The organism is Saccharibacillus deserti (genome assembly GCF_013618475.1).
Classification (GTDB): domain Bacteria; phylum Bacillota; class Bacilli; order Paenibacillales; family Paenibacillaceae; genus Saccharibacillus; species Saccharibacillus deserti.
Genome location: NZ_JABJVN010000010.1, coordinates 62156 through 83712, shown reverse-complemented (window position 1 = coordinate 83712; position 21557 = coordinate 62156). Strand labels below are relative to the sequence as shown.

Genomic DNA, 21557 nt, shown 5'->3' with positions numbered 1-21557 from the left:
CGCGAGCCGTGAAACGTTTAAGCGATCTGCCGATCTACATAAGGGTTGTCCATGCGAAGCGGGAGCTTGGATTTGCCGCGTTTGTCCAAACATACAGAAAGAATGTCCACACGGGCGAGCCCGGCACAGGTGTTCATTCGGAAGAAGGGTGATGTTGTGAAACAATTTCAAACAGGCGCAAGGGGGACGCAGAACGATGAAACCGTCCGCCCTGCCTAAAGATCCGCAGACCGTACACAAGGTCAAGGTCCGCTCGCGGCCGCTGGCCGCTTCGCTTATTTTGATCGGCGGGATTATCCTGCTTGCCCTGGGGATGGCGCTTGCCGTGGCGGTCGGAGCCAAAGATATCGCGCTGCCCGACGTCTGGAAAGCGGTCTTTCATTTCAATCCCGAATTGACCGAGCATCAGATCATCCGCGAGCTGCGTATGCCCCGGGTGATCGGAGCGGCGATCGTGGGCGCGGCCTTTGCCGTCGCAGGCGCGATTATGCAGGGGATGACCCGCAATCCGCTTGCCGATACCGGGCTGCTCGGACTCAATGCGGGAGCCAGCTTTGCTCTGGCTTTGTGTTTTGCTTTTGCTCCGGGTCTTTCGTTTCTCGGCCTCATGCTGTATTCGTTTGTCGGAGCCGGCGCGGGAGTCGGTATCGTCTACGGGATCGGTTCGCGTTCCAAAGGCGGCCTGACGCCGATCCGCCTGGTGCTGGCGGGAGCCGCGGTCAGCGCTTTGTTCACCGCACTGAGCGAAGGGGTGGCGCTGTATTTCAAGATCGGTCAGGATCTGGCTTTCTGGTATGCGGGCGGCGTCGCCGGCACCCAGTGGGTGCAGATCCAGATTATTCTTCCGGTCGTCGTGATCGCCCTGCTCGGTTCGATCGCGCTGTCGCGTTCGATTACCCTGCTCAGTCTGGGGGACGATATCGCAACCGGCCTCGGACAGCGCACCGGCTTCGTCCGGCTGCTGGGCGTGTTGATCGTGCTTGTACTGGCCGGAACGGCCGTGTCCGTCGTCGGATCGGTCGGCTTCGTCGGCCTGATTATTCCGCATTTGACCCGGAAGCTGGTCGGCGTCGATTACCGCTGGATCATTCCGTGTTCGGCTGTGCTTGGCAGTCTGCTGATCGTATTCGCCGATCTGGCGGCGCGGATGATCAATCCGCCGCAGGAGACGCCGATCGGCGCCCTGGTAGCTCTGATCGGGGTTCCGTTCTTCCTCTATCTGGCTGTCAAAGAAAGGAGGAGCCTGTAATGGAATCAATGATTCATCAGGCCGAACGCCGCAAGCGCAGTCGGGGAATCCTGGTTATCGCAATCTTTATCGTATTGATTATCGCCGCTTTTGTCGTCAGCATGAACACGGGCTTTATCCGGCTGTCGCCGCTTGAGGTGATCCGGACACTGTTTGGTCGGGGGACGGCGCAGCAGCATTTGATTCTGTTCGAATTCCGCCTGCCGCGTATCGTCATCTCGATCCTGATCGGAGCGGGCCTTGCCGTGTCCGGCTGCGTCATGCAGGGTCTGTCGCGCAACGCGCTGGCCGATCCCGGTATTCTCGGCGTCAATGCCGGAGCGGGACTGATGGTGATGCTCTATGTTTCGTTCTTCTCGTCGACGGCCAGCGGTTCGGTGTTCCTGCTGCCGGTACTCGCTCTGGTCGGAGCCGGCGCCACGGCCGTATTGATCTATGTTCTCTCCTACAAAAAAGGCGAAGGACTTATCCCGACCCGGATGCTGCTGGTCGGAATCGGGGTAGCGGCGGGCATCAGCGCGGCGATGATCGTGCTGACGCTCCGTCTTAATCCCGAAGAATACCAGTTCGTCGCTTCCTGGCTGGCCGGACGGATCTGGGGAACCAGCTGGAAGTTCGTCGTGGCTCTGCTGCCGTGGCTGATCCTGTTCCTGCCTTTCGTGTTCTACAAAGCGAAAGTCATGAACGTGCTGAACATGGGCGATCAGACGGCGACCGGACTTGGTACGGCGATCGAACGCGAACGCCTGCTGCTGCTGGCCGCTGCCGTCGGTCTGGCCGGGGCATGCGTTGCGGTCAGCGGAGGCATCGGCTTCGTCGGTCTGATCGGTCCCCATTTGGGACGCAGGCTCGTCGGGCCGAAACATCAGATTCTGCTGCCCGTGTCGGCGCTGGCCGGCGCCCTGCTGGTTCTGGTCGCCGATACGCTGGGCCGCTGGATTCTTCAGCCAACCGATATCCCGACCGGCGTCGTCGTAGCCGTAATCGGCGCTCCGTACTTTCTGTATCTGCTTGCCAAGACCAAAGTCTGAACACCGGCTGTTTCTTCCGGTTCTGCGACGCCTTCCCGATCGGGAAGGCGGTTTTTGCATAGGACAGCGATGATTTCCCATGATAGGGGATTGAAAAAAGTCCGCCGATCCCCTATCATGGAAGCGCTATCCGGAAAACAGAATCCATGCCGGCTGTGCGGGACGCGAAGCGTCCGGAAAACATCATGAAGAGGTGAGTGGAAATGAAATACAGAAGATTGGGCAGCACCGAATTGAACGTGTCCGTGGTAGGCGTGGGCACCTGGCAGTTCGGAGGAGATTGGGGACAGGATTACGCACAAAAAGACGTCGATGCCATATTGAACCGGGCGCAGGAGCTTGGAATCAACCTGATCGATACGGCGGAGTGCTACGGACCGCATCATCTCTCGGAAAGTCTGATCGGGGATTATCTGTCGCGCGGCAGACGGGAAGACTGGATCGTTGCCAGCAAATTCGGCCATCAATGGCACGACCACTGGACGAATGCCTGGGATACGGACCAGATCCGTACCCAGCTGGAAGAATCGCTCAAATCGCTTCGCACCGATTATATCGATCTGTATCAATTCCATTCCGGTTCGGACGACGTGTTCGACAACGACGAGCTGTGGACCATGCTGGATAAGCAGGTGCAGGCCGGCAAAATCCGCAACCTGGGCATTTCGATCGGCAGCAACGACAATCTCTACCAGACGGACAAAGCGGCGCAAGTAAACGCCAAAGCGATTCAGGTCGTCTACAACCGGATCGACCGCGTGCCGGAAGAGCGCGTCTTCCCGTCCTGCGAACGTCAGGATCTGGGCGTATTGGCACGCGTACCGCTGGCGAGCGGTTTCCTGAGCGGCAAATACAAGCCGGGCGCCGTATTCGAAGACAATGTCCGCAAAGGCCGCGAACGGGCGGAAGTCGACGAGAAGTTGAAACTCGTGGAAGAGATTCGCCGCAGCGAAGTGCCGGAAGGCGTAGGCATGGCCGAGTGGGCTTTGGCCTGGTGCTTGAAGAACCCGGCGGTCAGCTGCGTGATTCCTGGCTGCAAAAGCGTGGAACAGGTCGAATCGAACGCACGTGCGGCACAAATCGAGCTGTAAAAATTTTCCGCGTAAAAGCGGCATGACTTTTTCGCAGTAGTGGTGTAAAGTATGTACAGGACGGTTCCCGCGATGATTTGAGGCGCGGGGGCCGTTTTTTTCGAAAACGATTCAAGAAGGAAAGGGATGGAGTAGGATCCAACAAATTCAAACCCATATCCGCGCCGACTTGGTGCTGGACGCGGAGTCGAGCCTTGGGACCCGTTGACGGCTGCGCGGTTTCTCAAAGCCTGACAAAATCGGTCCGTACGTTTACAATGGAAGAGTCGGTTCCGACTTCGGAACCTTTATGGTTGTGTAGGTATTGAAAAATGCGCGTCGGCGAACCCCGGGTGCCGTTCGACCGCCGATCCGGAAGGAGCTTTTCCATGTACAATCTTGATCCGCAGGATCTGGGCAGCAAGCTTGTCTATAAATTGATGACCGGTACGATCGTGCCGCGTCCGATTGCCTGGGTCACTTCGCGATCCGCCGAGCAGGGCATCGTCAATGCGGCGCCGTTCAGCTATTTCAATATGGTAAGTTCGGATCCGCCGCTTGTCGCTTTCTCCGTCGCCCGGCGTCCGGACGGCGATATGAAAGACACGGCGCGCAATGTGACGGATACCGGCGAACTGGTCGTACATATTTGCGACGAGAATCTGGTCGTAGAGATGAACAAGACCGCGGCAATCCTGCCGCCCGGCGAGAGCGAGATCGACTTGACGTCTCTGACGCTTGTCGACAGCGCCGCCGTGTCGGTGCCGGGTATCGCCGAAGCCAAAGTCCGGCTGGAATGCCGCCTGGAATCCCATCTGCCGATCAAAGCCGACGACGGACGCGTCACGCATGATCTATTGATCGCGCGCATTCTGCGTTTCCGTCTCGACGAGTCGATCTACGACGAGGAGCACGGCTATGTGCTGACCGAGAAACTTCGTCCGGTCGCCCGGCTGGCCGGAAGCGAATACGCGGAGCTCGGCCGGCTGTTCAAGATCGAACGGCCGACCTAAACGCAGAAACGCAGCGGTCCGGCCCGTTCAGGTCTGCCGTCTGCGCGTGGGCGCGTCTCGGAGCGCCCGGAGAATCGTTCCGGAGCGCAATGAACGCAGCGCCGCCCTGCAATCGGAAAGTGCCGTACCTGCCCGCGCTGGGCGAGCCGGTTCCGGCCGAGACCGGAATTGGCTGGATAACCGCTTCCGCTTACGAAAAATCCGCTGCAATCGCCACAGTGGCGAAAGACAGCGGATTTTTTTGACGGATAAAAGAGGGCTTGAACCGGTTACAGAATCGGCGAGAGCAGCCGCGTGAACGACTCCAGCGCTTTGCGCAGCAGAGGACGCAGCTTGTACTGTTCGACCGTCAGCACTTCGCTGTCTTCCATATCGGCGCGGAACAGCTTTTCCAGCTCGCCGGCTTTGCCGGAATCGTACAGGATCGCGTTGACCTCGAAGTTCAGCTTGTAGCTGCGGATATCCATATTGGCGGTGCCGACCGACGCGAGGCGGCCGTCGACGACCATCGTTTTGGCGTGCAGGAATCCTTTTTTGTACAGATAACAGTTGACTCCAAGATCCAGCAGCTCGCCGAGATACGAATACGACGCCCAGTAGACCATCTTGTGATCGGGCACTTTGGGAATCATCAGATGGACTTCGACGCCGGACAGGATCGCCATCTTTAGCGCGGTCATCATGCTCTCGTCGGGGATGAAATACGGCGTCTGGATCATGATCGTCTCGCGCGCTTCGTCCATCATTTTGATATAGGCGAGCTTGATCGTTTCCCGGCTCTGGTCGGGGCCGCTTGAGACGATCTGCGCGCCGACTTTGCCTTCGAACGGGCGGCTGACCGCAAGAAACACGTTCTCGGGCAGCTTCTGCCGAACGGACAAGCTCCAGTCGTGCAGGAAGATCGCATGCATCTGGATCAGCGCCGTGCCTTCGATCCGCAGATGCGTATCGCGCCAGTAGCCGAACTTCTTAACCTCGCCGAGATATTCGTCGCCGACATTGAAGCCGCCGATATATCCGCAGGAACCGTCGATGATGACCAATTTGCGGTGATTGCGGTAATTCATCTTGAAGTTGATCAGCGGAATGCGCGACGGGAAAAAGGGAGCCGCCATGCCGCCCGCTTCGCGGAAGTTATGGAGGAAGCGCCGTCCGATCTTCTTGCTGCCCCAGGCATCGTACAGGACGCGGACTTCGACGCCTTGTTTGGCTTTCTCGGTCAGCGCGTCGATCAGGCGGCGTCCGAGACGGTCATCCTGCCAAATGTAATACTGAACGTGAATGTACTGCTCCGCTCCGGCGATATCCGCGAGCAGCGCGTCGAATTTCTCGGTACCGTCCGCATAGACGGTAACGTCGTTGTCCTGCGTGTACAAGGAAAAGTCGCCGACCATGTTCATGTGCAGCAGCTCGCGGTAGCGGGCCGTGCGGGGATCGTTGAATTGCAGTTCTTCGTCGAGCAGCTGCTGGCGCTGGACGGAGATGCCGGGCAGCAGAATCTTCTCCTGTTCCCGGAACTGATAACGCTTGACGCGGCTGAGATTTTGTCCGAAGAACAGGTACAGCACGAATCCGACGATCGGCAGGAAAAACAGAACCATCAACCAGGCCCAGGTCACCCCGATATCGCGCCGTTCCAGAAAAACGACAGTGAGTGCCAACAATAAATTCAGCACAAGCAAAAACCATGGGGCTTGACCAAACCAGTACAATTCCAATTGACGCAACCTCCGCTTTCGAATGAGAGTTCAAATGAGCATCCGGCAGAGCCGGGCTTCATTTATAAAAGAAGAAATTAGGTGTGCCGTAGCTCAGTTTACCTGATTGTGATCAATAAGTGAACAATTGCGGCACTCCGAACAAAGGAAAAGTCGAAAAAACGTCAAACGTAGCCCGAACGGGCCATATACCGGTACGGATTTTTGGTTAAAATTTAATGGAAAAGCCGCGCCGCGAAAATGGGGAAGGCAGGAGAGCATGAGTTATACGCAGATTAAATGGCTGATTTTGTTTCTTCCGACCGTCGTGGTCGGGTTGTGGGAGTATGTGAGACACCAATTTCTGATGCCGGTCCTGTCGATGGACGCCGGGAACCTGCTGACGCCGGTGCTGGTCTTTCTGGTCAGCGTCACGCTGCTGCGCCGGCTGTTCGCCATGCTGGAACGGATGCAAAGCGAGCTTGCGCAGGCACGCGGAATCAAAGCGAATCTGGAAGCGCGCGAAGAGCTGGCCCGCGAGCTGCACGACGGGATCGCGCAGTCCCTGTTTCTGTTATCGGTCAAGCTGGACCGGATGGAGAGAAGCGCAGGCGCGGCGGGGCTCGGCGACGAGCTGGGGACGGTGCGCCGGACGGTCCACGAGGTGGACCGGTATGTTCGCCAGGCGCTGGCGAACCTCAGAGAGCCGCTGCCCCAAGGCGCGTCCGGGAATACGGGCGGCATAGCCGTTTCCGTCGGTCAGGGCGCCTTGGGCGGCGAAACTTCGGGCCCGGGGTCCGGCGGCGCACAGCCGCGCCGCCAAGCGCCGCGGCCGGACGCCTTGCCGAAGCGCGGGGCGGAGGCGGCCGGCGAGGCCGCTGCCGGTGCCGCCGCCGGTGCCGCCGCCGGTGCCGCCGCGGAGTCGATGGCCGCGCGCGTCGGCCGGCTGGCCGATGAGGCGATGATCGACGTACGGGTCGAATGGAGCCTGCCGGACGATGCGCTGGCCAGCCGCGAGAAAGCGGAGCTGCTGGCGTGTATCCGCGAAGCGGTCATCAATGTGCGCAAGCATGCGCATGCCACAAGGGCGGAAGTGACCGGCCGGGGCAGTCATTCCGGCTGGACGGTCGAGATCGCGGATGACGGCCGCGGGTTCGAAGGCGATCCGCTGGCCTCGCCCGGCCGTTACGGGCTGAAGATCATGGCCGACCGGGCGGAGCAGATGGGCTGGACCTTCAAATTGGACCGGCGGGAAGGACGGACTTCGGTCCGGCTCCGCAGAGAGGAGGAGCTGCTGTGAATCGATGCCGCGTATTGGTCGTGGACGACCACAAGCATGCCCAGGAAGCCATTTGCGATATTTTGTCGCTTGATCCATCTTTCGAGGTGGTCGGCGTCGTTTCGGACGGAGCGGAAGCGATCGCGTTTACCGAACAGTGGATGCCCGACCTGATTCTGATGGATATCCGCATGAACGGGATGGGCGGATTGGAAGCGACGGGACGGATCAAGATGGCTTATCCGTACGTCAAGATCGTGATGATTACCGTCTCGGACGATATTGCTTATCTGCTGGAAGCGCTGAAACAAGGTGCGCAGGGCTATCTGCTCAAGAATCTGGCTCCGTCCACATGGATCGAATACCTCCAGGCGATCGTCAGCGAAGAAGCGCCGCTGAGCCGGGAATTGGCTTTCCAGATTCTCAAAGAATTTTCGGTGCCGGCCGCCGAGCCGGAGCAAAGCGGGGATACGCTGACGGCGCGGGAACGGGACATTCTCCGGCAGGTGGCCTCGGGGCTGACCAATCGCGAAGCGGCCGAGAATCTGGGCATTTCCGAACATACGGTCAAGAATCATCTGAAAAATATTTTGCAAAAACTCCAACTGCAAAACCGCGTGCAGCTGACCCGGTACGCCATGGAAAAAGGCTGGGTCGGCCGTGACGGATTCGGCGGCGAGCGATGACCGCTGCGGCCGATCGGAGCGGATACGCAGGCAACTGCCTGCCAGGCACGCGGAAGAACGTTGTACCCAAAGCTTTAGGGAAAGGAAGACTGGAATGAAAGACATATGGAAAACAAGCAAAAGGTTCGTGCTGCTTCCGATACTTGCGGCATGGATCGCGGCGCTGACCCTTCTGCCGGGACTCGCTTCGGCGCACGCCACGCTTCTCTCGTCGAACCCGGGCGATCAAACCTCGGTGGCGCAGATGCCCGGCGGGATCGAGCTGAACTTCAACGAGACGATCCAGGGCGAATTTCTGTCGATCGGCATCACGAATACCAAAGGCGAAGATATGCCGGTCGGGGAAGCGCTCGTGTCGCCGGACGATTCGCATGTGGTCGTGGCGGAGGTCGAAGAAGAATATCCGGACGGTATTTATACGATGAAATGGCGCGTTGTCTCGGCCGACGGCCATCCGATCCGCGGCACGGTCCGTTTCGGAGTCGGCTCGGACGGCGTGCTGACCGACGCCGGCGTAGCCGGCGGCGAAGACAATTACACGCCATCGGCCGATACGGTCGTCCAGCGGGCCGCCCTATATACGCTGCTCTCGCTTGCAGCGGGAAGTATGCTGTATCTGGCTTTCCTGCTGCCCGCGGATCTGCGCGGCATCAAGCGTGCGACCCGTCCGGCGCGGATCGTCTTCTGGGCCTCGCAGGCCGGACTGCTGCTGGTCATTCTGATCGGGCTGCCGCTGCAGGCGAAGCTGTTCGCCGACGTACCGTGGAGCGAAGCGTTCGGCCGGGAAATCCTGAGCCAGACGCTCGAAGGTACGTCTTCGGGGCGGATGTTCCTGCTGCAAATTCTGCTGCTTATGCTGATCGCGGGAGCGGTCATCGTCAACGACGTGATGGCCTGGGGCAAAAGGGGCGGCCATTGGACGATCGTCATCATCGGATTCGTTCTGCTGCTTGTCACGAAGGCGCTGACCGGGCATGCGGCGGGTTCGCCGAACGTGTTCGGCCAAGTGATGGCGGACACGCTGCATCTGCTCGGCGCTTCGGCCTGGGTCGGAGGCATGCTGATGCTGCTGCTGGCTCTGCCGGCCGCGGCGGGCGAAGGGCCTCCGTTCTGGCAAAAAGCGTTCCGACGCTTCACGCCGTGGGCGTTCGCTTCGGTGATCGCGCTTGTGCTGAGCGGGGTCGTCATGAGCCTTGCGCATGTGCCGGCCTGGTCGGATTTGCTGACGAGTCTGTACGGCCGGCTTATTCTGATCAAAATCGTGCTGCTGCTGGTAATGATGACGCTCGGATTCGTCCATTTCAGACGCGCCCGGCGCCAAGGCGAATCGCGGGGCACCGTCTCGCTGGCGGCCGAAATGGCGATCGGGATTGTCGTGCTGGCGGTAGCGGGACTGCTGACGAACGTGTCGACCCCGCAGCCCGCGGCAGCCGCGCCGGAGAGTTTTGCCGATACGCAGCCGGCGGAACAGGCGGAGAACACGGTCATTTCGCTTGAGGTCAACCCGCTTCAAGTCGGAACCTCGACTTTTACCGTTCGCTTGACCGATGCGGAGGGCAAGCCGCGCACCGATTGGCAGCAGGTCACCCTCAATATGGCGCCGCAGAGTCAACCCGACGAACGTACCGAAGTGATCGCCGAAGCGCAGCCGGACGGCAGCTATCGGGCATCCGGTTTGTATTTCGGCAGCGGCGGGCAGTGGAACGTCGATGTCCATGCCTTGTCCGAGAAGTTCGAACAGGCCGACCGGACTTTTACGATGGAAGTACAGGAATAACAACGGCCTAATCCAACACAAAAAAATCAAAAGGCGGGATCTTTTCAAATGAAAACGACAACAAACCGTACAATGTGGAAAAAACTGCTCACTCTGACGGCTCCGGCTTCCGCGGCTTTTCTGATCTTTACCGCTGCCGCCAGCGCCCACGTGACCGTGATGCCCAAAGAATCCGGCACGGGAGCCTGGGAAACGTATACGATGAAAGTTCCGGTCGAGAAAGAGATCAACACCAACAAAGTCGTGCTCAAAATACCGCAAGGCGCCGAGTTCCAGCAGTATGAACCGATTCCCGGCTGGACGACCGCTGTCGACGAAGCCGCCGGAACCGTAACCTGGGAAGCGGAAGGAGACGGCATTGCGGCCGGGCAGTTCCAGCGCTTTACCTTTGTCGTGAAAAACCCGGAGCAGCAGGGAGAGCTTGCCTGGGATGCGTTCCAGTATTACGCGGACGGCAGTATCGTGGAATGGACAGGCGACGAAGAAGCGGACACGCCGCATTCCGTAACGACGATCGGTTCGGACACCGGCGAGGCGGCCGCGAACGCGCACGGACAAACCGTTTCTTCGGATAAAGAGCCGGCAGTCAGCGACCCGGCAGCGGTACCGGCCGACGGGGCGACCGACACAACTGTACCGGATACTGCGGAAGAAGCGGCGGCGCCGACCGATTCCGCGGTGTCCGATCCGGCGTCCGTACCTGCAGATACCGAATCCGACGCGCCGGCCGCTTCGTCCGACAATGTGCTGCTCTATGTCACGCTGGCCCTGTCGATTGTGGCGATCGGCTTGTCCGGAGCGGCGCTCGCGATGCGCAGACGCAAATAACCACCCGGTCTCCGATCAAGCTTCAAACTTTACTCCGAAGTTACAATTCTCTTGAACGCCGCTGATCCTCGCCCCGTAAGATGACGGATAAAGCTTGGCAGGAGCGGGAACAAAGATCGCGACGGATTTGCTCCGATCGCCCGGGCTTCGAGAGAAAGGAGTTGGACACGATGACCTCAATCCATAAAGAATACGTTCGCCGTGTGGGCGTGAATAACAGCGAAGCCATGAAGGCCCTGGTCTGGAACGCAGAAGGGTGGAGCCTTCCGGTATCAAACGAAGAGACGGAGGGATCGATCGGAATGTGGACGGCGCCGGTACCGGTGCTGCCGATTTCCGCGACCTGCGGCGAGACGCAGCGGCTGCTGCTTGAGCGCCCGCTTGAATCCTGCTGCGTCATCTGCGACGAACGCAGACGGCCGGTAGGCCTTGTCATGAGCGAATCTTTTTATATCCAGATGAACGCGGAATACGATCCCGAACATTTGTATGAGCTGCCGATCGGCCGGCTGATGGATCTTTATCCGCTGACCGTCGATTTTTCCGTATCGGTCGAGACGGTGCGGGAACGGGCGAAATCGCGTCCTTCGCGCACGCGCAAAGACGCGGTGATTGTGATGCGCGGCGGCGAATTTTTCGGAGTCGTCCATGCGGAAGATTTGGAGAATACGCCGAACCGGAAATCGAAATAGAGTTCCGTGATTGGAAAAAGCATCGACGTCCGGCATCCTGCCGGGCGTTTTTGCGATGAAGAGGAGGCAGCGGAAAGCGAAAAGAAACCGACTGCATGGACAGGTATGTACATAACATGATATATTGTTATATAAACCTTAAGCCGAACAGGAGGGGAAAGTTTTTGAAAGATGCATCTTCTTCCATACCCATGTATGAAAAAATATTCAACGAAACCCGCAGCCTGATCGAGACGGGCGTGTACCGCAAAGGAGACAAAATCCCTTCGGAAAAAGAACTGGCCGACGAATACGGGGTCAGCCGGATCACAAGCAAGAAAGCGCTGGATCTGCTGGCGGCGGAAGGCGCGATCGTGCGGATGCCGGGCCGCGGCTCTTTTGTCGCTCCCGATCCTTCGGACGGGATCCGTCCCGGCGCTGCGGTCGTCCCGTCGGCCGACCGCAGCATTTCCGCAGCCAAAGAAAGAATGATCGGGCTTGTATTAACCGATTTTTCCGCCAGTTACGGAACGCGCCTGCTCTACAGCATGGAAGAATTCACGCGCAAGAACGACTGCTTTTTGGTATTGAGACGGACTTTCGGCAATCAGGCCAGCGAAGAATCGGCGATCCAGAAAATGCGCAGCCTCGGCGTGGACGGACTGATCGTTTTTCCGGCCCAGGGCGAATATTTCAATGCGGAAATTCTCAAGCTTGTGATTGCGGAGTTTCCTCTGGTGCTGATCGACCGCAAACTCAAAGGAGTGGCCGCCGCTTCGATCAGCACGGACAATACGGAAGCGGCTGCGCAGGCTGTGCGGCATTTGTTCGGTCTGGGCCATCGGCATATCGCGCTGCTGTCGCCTCCGCCCCGCGATACGACGGCGATCGAAGAACGGATCGAAGGATTCGTGCGCGCCCATGCCGACGACGGCATCGCGGTCGATCGCGCGCTGTGGATCAACGATATTACGGCGACCCTCCCGGATGCTTTCTATGAGAGCAATATCGAACAGGAGATCCGGCGAATTGCGGAGCATCTCGAACGGAATCCCGGAATCACGGCTTTTTTGGCGATCGAATACTACATTGCGCTGCTGGCCAAAGCGGCGGCGGAACGTTTGGGCAAAAGAGTGCCGGAAGATCTGTCGATCGTCTGCTTCGACAGTCCGACGCTGAATGTCGGGGAAGGCTATCTGTTTACGCATATCCGGCAAAAAGAAGAAGAAATGGGCCGCTTGGCGATCGAGACGGTGTTGGGTATTCTGTCGGGGAATCAGCCGGCCGCGGAAGTCCGGCTTCCGGCCGAGCTGGTACCCGGATCTTCGACGGCCGTCGTTCCTGGCCATTGAACGCCCTACGAAGCGCCGCTCCACCATTTCATTGTTTTACACAGGTACCGCTCTTAAGCGGTGCCTTTTTTATATACCAACATGTCGGAAAAATTAAATAACATATTGACATGTATATGTTATGCCAATATACTCGATTTTGAGAGCGGTTACATAAAAGCTTTCCAGGTCCAAGTCCCGAAAAAGAGGTGCTCCTATGCAAACGACTCAGGAACTGCCGTTGGCGCTGAAGCGTCTGACGGAAGAAGTAAAAGCCAAACGGGGCCAAGAGGTCGCCGAGCGGTTCGAACGCTGTTTGGCCAATACGTGGAACACGACACTGAAGCCGCAGGGCGATGGAACCACGTTCGTGATTACCGGCGATATCCCGGCCATGTGGCTGAGAGATTCCGCCGCGCAGGTAAGGCCCTTTTTGACGGCAAGCGAGGATCCGGAGATCGGCGGCCTGATCGAAGGAGTGGTGCGACGGCAGTTTGACTGCCTGCTGCGCGATCCGTATGCGAACGCTTTTAACGAAACGGACAACGGAAACGGGCATCAGGGCGACGAGACCGATTCGACCCCCTGGATCTGGGAGCGGAAATACGAGATCGATTCGCTTTGCTACCCGATCCAGCTGGCGTATCTGCTCTGGAAAAATGCCGGGCGCACTTCGCAGTTCGATGACCGGTTCCGCCAAGGCGTCCGGTTGATTATCGGGACGTGGAAGACCGAGCAGGATCACGAACACGCTTCAACCTACCGTTTCGTACGCCGAAGCGGCGCGCCGACCGACACGCTGAAAAGGGATGGAAAAGGAACGGAAACGGCGCGCACCGGCATGACCTGGTCGGGCTTCCGGCCAAGCGACGATGCCTGCGAATACGGCTATCTCGTACCGTCGAACGCTTTTGCCGTCGTCGTGCTGGGATACGCCGCGGAGATCGCCCGCGATGTGCTCGGCGATGCCGCGCTCGCGGAATCCGCGGAGTCGCTGGCCGAAGAAATCCGCGGAGGCATCGAGCGGGGCGGCGTCGCGGAGCATCCGGAGTTCGGCCGCCTGTACGCTTACGAGGCCGACGGACTCGGCTCGTTCAATCTGATGGACGACGCGAATGTGCCCAGCCTGCTGTCGCTGCCTTATCTGGGCTACTGCGAAGCGCAGGATCCGATGTACCGGGCGACGCGGGCATTCGTGCTCAGCCGGCAGAATCCTTATTTTTACGAGGGGAGTGCCGCTGCCGGAATCGGAAGTCCGCATACGCCGCCGGATTATATCTGGCCGATTGCACTGGCGATGCAGGCAATGACGGCGGAAGAAGCGGATGAGCGGGAAAGATTGCTGGAACTGCTCATGCGGACGGACGGAGGCACCGGTTATATGCATGAGGGGTTTCACGCGGACCGTCCGGAAGAATTTACGCGTCCCTGGTTCTCCTGGGCCAACATGATGTTCTGCGAACTGGCGCTGATGTGCAGCGGAATTGTAGTCAAACGTTAACCGGCAGGATGAAGCGAAGCGGCGTGCAAAAGAGAAGGACCTTTATTCGAAACGAGGAGGCGGGAATATGAAAAAGGCGTTTAAGGCGATTGCGGCGGCTATGCTGCTGATCGGGCTGCTGGCAGGGTGCGGATCGGGCGGAAGCGGTGCGGAAAGCGGAGCGGGTGCCGGCGGCAAAACCAAACTGACGCTGTGGGGCGACTGGGGCGGGGACGGGCAGGAGCAGATCCAGACGATGGTCAAAGCGTTTAACGCTTCGCAGGACAAGATCGAAGTGAAATACGTGCTGCAGCAGGACGTGATTACAAAGTTTCTGACCGCGGCCACGAACGGCGGAACGCCGGATATCGTATTCTGGGACCGCTGGCGGACGGCGCTCTACGCGCCGAAAAACGTGCTGCAGCCCGTCGACGAGTATATCGAACGCGACGGGCTGAACCGGGCGGACTTTTATGAAGAAGCGCTGAAGGAACTGACGTACCAGGACAAGCTGTACGGACTTCCGCTTACCGTCGATACCCGCGCTCTTTTTTATAACAAAAAAATGCTGAAGGATGCCGGAATGGAACCGCCGAAGACCTGGGACGATCTGGAGAAGGTCGCCAAAGCGCTGACCAAATGGGACGGGAACAAATTGAACGTGGCGGGCATGTCGCTCGGCGATCCCGGACTGTTCAGTATGTATATCCGCCAGGCGGGCGGAAGCGTTATGACGGAGGAAGGCAAAGTCAACGTCAACACCGAAGCCGGCAAACGGGTGCTGGACTTGTGGGGGCGCATGATGAACGAAGACAAAGTGTACAAAGTCGGCTTCGAAGAAGGGTTGGGCGAAGGCGCGGACGCATTCGTAACCGGCAAAGTGGCGATGCTGTATACGGGCCCGTGGATGCTGAGCACCTACGATAAATACGGCAAAGATCTGGAATACGGCATCATGCCTCCGGTCGCCGGACCGGCCGGCGACACGGGCGGCAGCATGGGCGGTTTCGGCCTGGTCATTCCGAAAGGCTCCAAGAATCCAGACGCCGCCTGGGAATTCGTCAAATGGTGGACCGCCAACAAGGACAACGCGCTGCTCTGGGCCAAGACGAGCCAGAATATTCCGGGTTTCCGGCCGGCGGTCGAAGATCCTTATTTCTCGGAAGACGAGCGCTGGAAGCCTTTCCTGGAAGCCCTGGAATATGCCAAAGTCCGTCCGACCCACCCGGGTTATTCGGTTATGGAAGAAAACGCGCTGATTCCGAATCTCGAACTGTTCCTCCAAAACAAACAAAGTGCGGAAGATACCCTGCAAAAAGCCCAAACCGACGGCGATCGGCTGCTGCAGGAAAACGCCGTCGTTCAATAGCACAGCCCGGACACGCACAACGACAAAAAATCGGATCGGGCCGGAGCGGAAATTCCGGCCTGACACGGATGGAGGGGTAAGCGCATGATTTCAGCCGGAAAACTGGAAAAATCGCGTTCGTCGGCCGCCGCCAGGCTGGGCCGCCACCAGGCGAGAATGGGTTATCTGTTTGTTTTGCCGACCATGCTGCTGTTCCTGATCTTTATGGTTATTCCGGTCGGTATGGCGTTGTATCTCAGTTTTACGAACTATGACGTGCTGAGCAAAAACGACTGGATCGGCTTGTCCAACTACGGGCGTCTGCTCCAGGATAGTCTGTATTGGCAGACGTTCGTCAATGTCGGTTTCTACGCGATCGTTTTTGTCCCGCTCAATCTGCTGATTTCGCTGCTGTTGGCCGTACTGCTGAACCGGGCCGCCCGGGGCGTCAAAGTGCTCCGGACGTTCTATTACCTGCCGACCCTGACTTCGGCGGTTGCGGCGGCGACGGTCTGGCTGTGGCTGCTGCATCCCGAATACGGGATGGTCAACGGTATTTTGTCCGCTTTTGGCATCGTCGGTCCCGCCTGGACGTCGCAGACCGAGACGGCGATGATCGCGATCATCATGATGACGCTCTGGCAGAGCGTAGGGTCGAACATGATTATCTATCTGGCCGGATTGCAGGGCATTCCGGATTATCTCTACGAATCGGCCCGGCTCGACGGAGCGTCGCGCTTCGACTGTCTGCGCTATATCACCTGGCCGCAGCTGCGGCCGACCACGTTCCTGGTCAGCACGATGGCGATCATCGGAGCGCTGCAGCTGTTCGACCAGGCGTTCGTGCTCACGCAGGGCGGACCGGCCAACGCGACCAAGACGCCGGTCTACCTGATTTATCAGCAGGGTTTCAACCAGCTGCAGATGGGCTACGCTTCGGCGCAGGCGTTCGTGCTGGCGATGGCGATTCTGGTCTTCTCGCTGATCAGTATGCGTCTGAACAAATCGGAGGAGCCGATCCTGTAGCGCCGCTGCGGATCGCGCTCGGACCCAAGGAGGCGAATCATCGATGGGGACCGCGATAGGGCAAGGTTCGGGTTCAAGCAAGCACAAGTCGGATCGGATCAGTCCGCGCGCGCGCCGCGCGTGGAACGGAGCGGCGTTCTATGTGGTGGGCATACTGATCGCAGTCGTGATGTTCCTGCCGTTTTATTGGAGCGTCATGACCTCGTTCAAGCCCGACGAAGATATGTTCAGCATGCCGATCCAGTGGATTCCGACATCCTTTACACTCGATCATTACCGCAAAGCGTTTACGACCGTTCCGTTCGGTCTGTATTTCTGGAATTCGTTTTTCCTGGCGACGACGGGCGTCGCGTTGAATCTGTTCTTCGGCTCGCTTAGCGGCTATGCGTTTGCCAAACTGAAATTCAAAGGCAATTCGGGCATGTTCCGCCTGCTGCTGGCGGCGATGATGGTGCCGGGCATCGTGACCATGATTCCAAGCGTTTATGTACTGCGCCATTTTCCGCTGACGGGCGGCAACGATTTGTTCGGCGACGGCGGCATGGGACTGATGAATTCGTTCTGGGGCATTATTCTGCCAGGCGCTTCCGGCACGTTCGCGGTGTTCTTCATGCGGCAGTTTTTCCTGGCGCTGCCGTCCGACATGATGGAAATGGCGAGAATCGAAGGCTGCGGCGAGTTCCGGATCTTCTGGCGCATCTATCTGCCGCTGACCAAACCGGCTCTCGCTACGCTTGGGATCTTCACTTTCCAGGCAGGCTGGAACAGCTTCCTCTGGCCGATGATCGTGCTGAACGATCCCGACAAAGCCACGATTCAGATGGGCCTCCAAGCCTTTTCGTTCAATTTCCAGACGGATTACGGACCGATGATGGCCGGGGCGCTGATCGCGATTCTGCCTATTCTGGTTCTGTTCCTGGCGCTGCAGCGGTACTTTATTCAGGGCATCGCTTTTAGCGGAATCAAAGGCTGATCCAAGCGGTAAGAAATCGGCACCAATCAACCATTCAAAAGGAACCATCGAAAAGGAGGGCGGTCATGCCGACACAATCCGGGCTTTGGGCCCAAAAGGCGGACGAAGCGCAGGACATCCTGGAACAGAAGTTCTGGAACGGGAAGCTGTCCCTATACGATATCGAAACTCCATGCCCCAATGGCGACTGCAATACGATTTTTCATTATTGGTGGATGGCGCATGCCGCCGACGTGCTCGTCGATGCTTACGAACGGACCGGAGAAGCCGTCTATGCCCGGCGTCTCGGCAGTCTCTTCGAAGGCATTCTTGCCCGCAACGGCGGGACCTGGCCAAACGAACTGTACGACGATATGGAATGGATGGCGCTGGCCTGGCTGCGGGCTTACGAATCGACGGGAGAAGAACGGTATCGAACCGCCGTCTCGGCGCTGTGGACGGATATCCGAACCGGTTGGAACGAAGAGATGGGGGGAGGCATCGCCTGGCACAAAAACCAGCCGGGGTACAAAAATACGCCGGCCAATGCGCCCGCGGTTATCCTTGCCGCCCGTCTGTACCGGTCGTTCGGCACCGAGGAAGACCTGGCATGGGCGCACCGCATTTACGACTGGCAGAAAAAGCGTCTGGTCGATCCGGATACGGGCTTTGTCTGGGACGGAATGAACCGTATGGGTGACGGGAAGATCGATTACGATTGGCAGTTCACGTACTGTCAGGGCGTATTTATCGGAGCGGCGCTTGAACTGTACCGCTGCACCGGCGGCGAGGTTTATGCGCGCGACGCCGTACGTACGCTCCAGGCCGCACGGGAGACGCTCGCGGGCGAAGACGGAGTGCTGCCGGAAGAAGGCGGCGGAGATGCCGGTTTGTTCAAAGGCATTCTGGTCCGGTATGCGGCGGAAGCCGCGATTATGGCGCACACGGAGGACCTGCCGGGCGGATCGGACGAACCCGCCCGCACGGCGCAGTGGATTGCGGATAATGCCCGGTCGCTGTGGAGCCGGGGCCGCGCAGCCGGGGAAGCCCGATTTGGACCGGACTGGAGAAGCCCGCCGGAAGGCTCGGCGGTTCAGCTGAGTACGCAGCTCAGCGGCGTGATGCTGCTGGAAAGTGCAGCCCGGCTGGAGCGGCAGCTGGGCACGGACAAGGCAGAGCGGCAGGCGCGAACTTCCGAGCCTGCCGGGGAACAGGCGGGCGCCGAACGCGGGGAGAAGCGATCGTCTGCCGAACTCTGGCAGGAGCGGGCGGATTTGTTCCAGCAGGTCCTGTATGAAACCTACGGCAATACGCACACGGGGATCTTGAACCAGTGGTACCCGGCGGAAACTGCGCCCGCGAACGAAAACTTCTATTACTGGTGGCAGGCGCACGCGATCGACGTGTTCGTCGATGCACTCGAACGAACAGGCGACGAACGTTATTCGCGGCGGATTGCGGACTTGAGCCGGAACCTTCGCCGCGCCAACGGAGGTACGTTCCTGCATAACTACTACGATGATATGGAATGGCTGGCGCTGGCTTTTCTGCGTGCGTACCAAGCGACGGGTGAAGACGCCTACGAACAGTACGCATTGGAGTTGTGGACGGATATCCGAACGGCCTGGAATCCGCACTGCGGCGGCGGGATGGCCTGGAAAAAAGACCAGCCGGATTACAAAAACACGCCGGCCAACGCGCCGGCCGCCATACTGGCCGCCCGATTGTACCGGCTGCGCGGAGGCGCGGAAGACCTGGACTGGGCCAAGCGTATCTACGCCTGGAACCGTGAGCATCTGGTCGATCCGCGGACCGGATTTGTGTGGGACGGTCTCAATCGTCTCGGCGACGGCAGGATCGATTACGATTGGAAGTTCACCTACTGCCAGGGCGTGATGATCGGCGCGGGCGTCGAATTGTACCGCTGCACGGGCGAGAGCGGGTATCTGCAGGAAGCGATGCGGACGGCCGAGGCCTGCATCGACGAATTGTGCGAGCCGGACTCGCTCCGACTGCCGGACGAAGGAATCGACGACACGGGACTGTTCAAAGGCATTCTGATCCGTTACCTGCTGCTTCTGCTTGAGGAGAAGCCCGGGAACGATCGGCTGCGCAGGGTGCTTCGCGCGAATGCGGAATTGTTATGGCGGCAGGGTATCGATCCGCAGACGGGATTGTGCGGACCCGATTGGGCGCGGATTCCGACGCTGCCCGTACAGCTTGCCGTGCAGCTCAGCGGCGTCATGCTGACGGAAGCCGCGGCGCGGATCGGCAGCGGAAACACGGCGCGAACGCCGCTCCCGCAGAGCGGGAATTGAAAAACCGGTAAGGGAGCTTTGGGCTCCCTTACCGGTTTTTTTGCCGTTAACGCTCTTTTATATAGGGGGGAGCAGTGTCCAGCCAGTCGAAAATTTGCGCCAGTACACCCATCCGTACAGTGTGGGGCATATGATGTCCTACACCGTCCAGCGGGATCAGACCGGCCGGTTTGCCGAGCCTGCGCAGCTCTTCATACATGCGCAGACCGTGGTTGTAGTCGACCTGGATGTCTTGGGTGCCGTGCACGATCAGTACCGGACATGGAATCCTGCCCGCCATATGGATCGGCGAACGTTCGCGGTACACGTCGGGGATCTTGTAAACGGAGCCCTGCAGAACCCTTTTCAGCATCCGGCGCAGATCGATTCTCTCTTCGTAGGTCCGCCCCAGATCGGACAGTCCGCCCCATAAGATCAGATGCGAAGCGCCTTCGTGAATCGCGGCATCCGTGCCGTTGATCGAACCGCGGGAGAAGCCCATGACCGCGATCTGCGCGGGGTCGGCGAACGGAATCGCCTGGGCCAGACGCAGGGCGACGCGGGAATCTTCCAGATCGACGCCGCCGAAACGGTCGTGTCCGACGCCGCTTTCGCCGCCCCGGTAGCACGGCGCGACAACGATCCGGCCGAATGAAGCGAACTCGGCCAGCCAGTCGAGCCGAACCCGGCCGACGCTGCCGATCCCGCCGCGGCAGTAAACGAACACCGGATATCGGCGGTGCTGCCCGGCAGCCGGGTGCGGACGGTCTTCTTCGGCGTCGGGCGCCGATCTTTCCGCTTCGCCGGCGGGCTGCTCCGCCTGTCCGTCAGCCGCCGCGCCGCGGGCCGCAGTCCCTGCGCTTGGCAGGATGCAGGCGACTGCATGCGCGTTCAGTCCGTCGTCTCCGCATTCCCTGCGCAGAAACGCCTGAATCTCTTCGGCCGTCGTCGACAATTCGGGCGGCAGGGCGACGTAACCCGCTACGCGCAGGCCGCCGGACAAATAAGTCACGCGATAAATCATGGACAACCTCCTTCCGCGCCGATGCGCACCGTTGTATAGTCGGAATATGTTTTCTATTTTAGCGCGAACGCCGGACAAATTCGAATTTTCGGCGGATCGGATGCGGATTTGAAGCCCTATTTTACAAAGAAACGTGCGGATTTGGGTTATTTTTGCCGACGGGCGATACAAAATTCGCCGCGGCTCTGTCTTCTCAGTGTATATACGGCAACGAAGAGCGGCCGCACTTCAAAGGAGGTTCACCGATGGACAATTTCATTCCGGAATCCGACGCTTTTCATACGGTATTCCTTGAATATTACCCCGGCGTACGCCGGAAACTGATCGCCATGGTCAAAGACGAGGCGACAGCGGAAGACCTGGCACAGGAAGTGTTCCTGCGTCTGTACCGCAATCCTCCGGACGATCCGAGGGTAGTCGGGGCCTGGCTGCATCGGGTGCTTACCCGGATCGCTTACGACCATACCGATACCCTGGTCCGTCAGCGCAAGCTGCAGGAGAAACAGGAGCGGTATTTCGACCGCGAGAAGACGTGGGAAAGCGGCGAAGACGCGCTGGTGCGCAGCGAAGAACGGGAACAGATCACCGACCTGCTCGACGAACTGCCCGAACGCGACCGGCAGGCGCTGATGCTTCGGTACTCCGGCTACAGCTACGCGGAGATCGCCGAAGAAATACGGGTCAGCCCGCCCCGGGTCGGCTCGCTGCTGAGCCGGGCAGCCGACAAGCTGCGCAGACGCGCCGCAGGCAAGCCGAACGGATTGGAATTATGAACGGATGAAGATCGTCAAATCGAAT

General features: G+C 59.1%; 18 protein-coding genes. 16 read left to right on the top strand and 2 right to left on the bottom strand.

Features of this window, described 5'->3' with window-relative positions:
* Window positions 1–196: 196 nt before the first annotated feature.
* The 4 genes from HOP44_RS20345 (at window position 197) to HOP44_RS20330 (ending at window position 4363) form a co-directional block, all read left to right on the top strand.
* On the top strand, window positions 197–1249 hold the full coding sequence (locus HOP44_RS20345) for a FecCD family ABC transporter permease (RefSeq protein ID WP_172256810.1): 1053 nt from the start codon (window positions 197–199) through the stop codon (window positions 1247–1249).
* Entirely contained in the window at window positions 1249–2280 is a 1032-nt protein-coding gene (locus tag HOP44_RS20340; RefSeq protein WP_172256808.1) for a FecCD family ABC transporter permease, read from the top strand. The genes HOP44_RS20345 and HOP44_RS20340 overlap by 1 nt, the downstream gene beginning before the upstream one ends.
* Window positions 2281–2483: 203 nt before the next feature.
* Window positions 2484–3371 (top strand): aldo/keto reductase, encoded by an 888-nt coding sequence (locus tag HOP44_RS20335; RefSeq protein WP_172256806.1) that lies wholly within the window; start codon window positions 2484–2486, stop codon window positions 3369–3371.
* Between the two features lie 368 nt (window positions 3372–3739).
* A complete protein-coding gene (locus tag HOP44_RS20330) occupies window positions 3740–4363 on the top strand; it encodes a flavin reductase family protein (RefSeq protein WP_172256804.1) in 624 nt (207 codons plus the stop codon).
* Window positions 4364–4632: 269 nt separating this feature from the next.
* Here HOP44_RS20330 and cls read toward each other — a convergent pair whose 3' ends face one another.
* Window positions 4633–6075: a cardiolipin synthase gene (cls, locus tag HOP44_RS20325; protein ID WP_216667677.1), complete on the bottom strand. Its 1443-nt coding sequence runs from the start codon at window positions 6073–6075 to the stop codon at window positions 4633–4635.
* Window positions 6076–6340: 265 nt separating this feature from the next.
* Here cls and HOP44_RS20320 point away from each other — a divergent pair, with 265 nt between their 5' ends.
* From HOP44_RS20320 to HOP44_RS23210, 11 genes are all read left to right on the top strand, one after another.
* The gene (locus HOP44_RS20320) at window positions 6341–7360 is read left to right on the top strand and encodes a sensor histidine kinase (protein ID WP_172256802.1); all 1020 of its coding nucleotides are present in this window, start codon (window positions 6341–6343) and stop codon (window positions 7358–7360) included.
* The gene (locus HOP44_RS20315) at window positions 7357–8025 is read left to right on the top strand and encodes a response regulator (RefSeq protein ID WP_172256800.1); all 669 of its coding nucleotides are present in this window, start codon (window positions 7357–7359) and stop codon (window positions 8023–8025) included. The genes HOP44_RS20320 and HOP44_RS20315 overlap by 4 nt, the downstream gene beginning before the upstream one ends.
* A 94-nt stretch (window positions 8026–8119) precedes the next feature.
* Window positions 8120–9802, top strand: a complete 1683-nt coding sequence (locus HOP44_RS20310; RefSeq protein WP_172256798.1) for a copper resistance CopC/CopD family protein — start codon at window positions 8120–8122, stop codon at window positions 9800–9802.
* A 48-nt stretch (window positions 9803–9850) separates the two neighbouring features.
* A complete protein-coding gene (locus HOP44_RS20305) occupies window positions 9851–10630 on the top strand; it encodes a YcnI family copper-binding membrane protein (RefSeq protein WP_425501906.1) in 780 nt (259 codons plus the stop codon).
* Between the two features lie 170 nt (window positions 10631–10800).
* The gene (locus tag HOP44_RS20300; protein ID WP_172256796.1) at window positions 10801–11322 is read left to right on the top strand and encodes a CBS domain-containing protein; all 522 of its coding nucleotides are present in this window, start codon (window positions 10801–10803) and stop codon (window positions 11320–11322) included.
* 164 nt (window positions 11323–11486) lie between these two features.
* The gene (locus tag HOP44_RS20295) at window positions 11487–12653 is read left to right on the top strand and encodes a GntR family transcriptional regulator (RefSeq protein ID WP_172256794.1); all 1167 of its coding nucleotides are present in this window, start codon (window positions 11487–11489) and stop codon (window positions 12651–12653) included.
* A gap of 196 nt (window positions 12654–12849) precedes the next feature.
* Window positions 12850–14133 carry a glycoside hydrolase family 125 protein gene (locus tag HOP44_RS20290; RefSeq protein ID WP_172256792.1) on the top strand — a complete coding sequence of 428 codons (1284 nt, stop codon included), beginning with the start codon at window positions 12850–12852 and terminating at the stop codon, window positions 14131–14133.
* 67 nt (window positions 14134–14200) lie between these two features.
* On the top strand, window positions 14201–15481 hold the full coding sequence (locus tag HOP44_RS20285; RefSeq protein ID WP_172256790.1) for an ABC transporter substrate-binding protein: 1281 nt from the start codon (window positions 14201–14203) through the stop codon (window positions 15479–15481).
* Between the two features lie 84 nt (window positions 15482–15565).
* A complete protein-coding gene (locus tag HOP44_RS20280; RefSeq protein WP_172256788.1) occupies window positions 15566–16486 on the top strand; it encodes a carbohydrate ABC transporter permease in 921 nt (306 codons plus the stop codon).
* A 43-nt stretch (window positions 16487–16529) separates the two neighbouring features.
* Window positions 16530–17459 carry a carbohydrate ABC transporter permease gene (locus tag HOP44_RS20275; protein WP_246369962.1) on the top strand — a complete coding sequence of 310 codons (930 nt, stop codon included), beginning with the start codon at window positions 16530–16532 and terminating at the stop codon, window positions 17457–17459.
* A 65-nt stretch (window positions 17460–17524) separates the two neighbouring features.
* Complete coding sequence (locus HOP44_RS23210; RefSeq protein WP_172256786.1) at window positions 17525–19756, top strand: glycoside hydrolase family 76 protein; 2232 nt, start codon at window positions 17525–17527, stop codon at window positions 19754–19756.
* Window positions 19757–19802: 46 nt separating this feature from the next.
* Here HOP44_RS23210 and HOP44_RS20265 read toward each other — a convergent pair whose 3' ends face one another.
* A complete protein-coding gene (locus HOP44_RS20265) occupies window positions 19803–20759 on the bottom strand; it encodes an alpha/beta hydrolase family protein (protein ID WP_172256784.1) in 957 nt (318 codons plus the stop codon).
* A 245-nt stretch (window positions 20760–21004) separates the two neighbouring features.
* Here HOP44_RS20265 and HOP44_RS20260 point away from each other — a divergent pair, with 245 nt between their 5' ends.
* Window positions 21005–21532 (top strand): sigma-70 family RNA polymerase sigma factor, encoded by a 528-nt coding sequence (locus HOP44_RS20260; RefSeq protein WP_172256782.1) that lies wholly within the window; start codon window positions 21005–21007, stop codon window positions 21530–21532.
* The last annotated feature ends 25 nt before the right edge of the window (window positions 21533–21557 follow it).

What these genes read in the sequence shown, in the direction of transcription:
- HOP44_RS20330 (WP_172256804.1), top strand. Translation starts at nt 3,740, where the DNA reads ATGTACAATCTTGATCCGCAGGATCTGGGCAGCAAGCTTGTCTATAAA.
- HOP44_RS20275 (WP_246369962.1), top strand. Translation starts at nt 16,530, where the DNA reads ATGGGGACCGCGATAGGGCAAGGTTCGGGTTCAAGCAAGCACAAGTCG.
- HOP44_RS20265 (WP_172256784.1), bottom strand. Translation starts at nt 20,759, where the DNA reads ATGATTTATCGCGTGACTTATTTGTCCGGCGGCCTGCGCGTAGCGGGT.
- HOP44_RS20305 (WP_425501906.1), top strand. Translation starts at nt 9,851, where the DNA reads ATGAAAACGACAACAAACCGTACAATGTGGAAAAAACTGCTCACTCTG.
- HOP44_RS20310 (WP_172256798.1), top strand. Translation starts at nt 8,120, where the DNA reads ATGAAAGACATATGGAAAACAAGCAAAAGGTTCGTGCTGCTTCCGATA.
- HOP44_RS20345 (WP_172256810.1), top strand. Translation starts at nt 197, where the DNA reads ATGAAACCGTCCGCCCTGCCTAAAGATCCGCAGACCGTACACAAGGTC.
- HOP44_RS20335 (WP_172256806.1), top strand. Translation starts at nt 2,484, where the DNA reads ATGAAATACAGAAGATTGGGCAGCACCGAATTGAACGTGTCCGTGGTA.
- HOP44_RS20320 (WP_172256802.1), top strand. Translation starts at nt 6,341, where the DNA reads ATGAGTTATACGCAGATTAAATGGCTGATTTTGTTTCTTCCGACCGTC.
- HOP44_RS23210 (WP_172256786.1), top strand. Translation starts at nt 17,525, where the DNA reads ATGCCGACACAATCCGGGCTTTGGGCCCAAAAGGCGGACGAAGCGCAG.
- HOP44_RS20260 (WP_172256782.1), top strand. Translation starts at nt 21,005, where the DNA reads ATGGACAATTTCATTCCGGAATCCGACGCTTTTCATACGGTATTCCTT.
- HOP44_RS20290 (WP_172256792.1), top strand. Translation starts at nt 12,850, where the DNA reads ATGCAAACGACTCAGGAACTGCCGTTGGCGCTGAAGCGTCTGACGGAA.
- HOP44_RS20285 (WP_172256790.1), top strand. Translation starts at nt 14,201, where the DNA reads ATGAAAAAGGCGTTTAAGGCGATTGCGGCGGCTATGCTGCTGATCGGG.
- HOP44_RS20300 (WP_172256796.1), top strand. Translation starts at nt 10,801, where the DNA reads ATGACCTCAATCCATAAAGAATACGTTCGCCGTGTGGGCGTGAATAAC.
- HOP44_RS20340 (WP_172256808.1), top strand. Translation starts at nt 1,249, where the DNA reads ATGGAATCAATGATTCATCAGGCCGAACGCCGCAAGCGCAGTCGGGGA.
- HOP44_RS20280 (WP_172256788.1), top strand. Translation starts at nt 15,566, where the DNA reads ATGATTTCAGCCGGAAAACTGGAAAAATCGCGTTCGTCGGCCGCCGCC.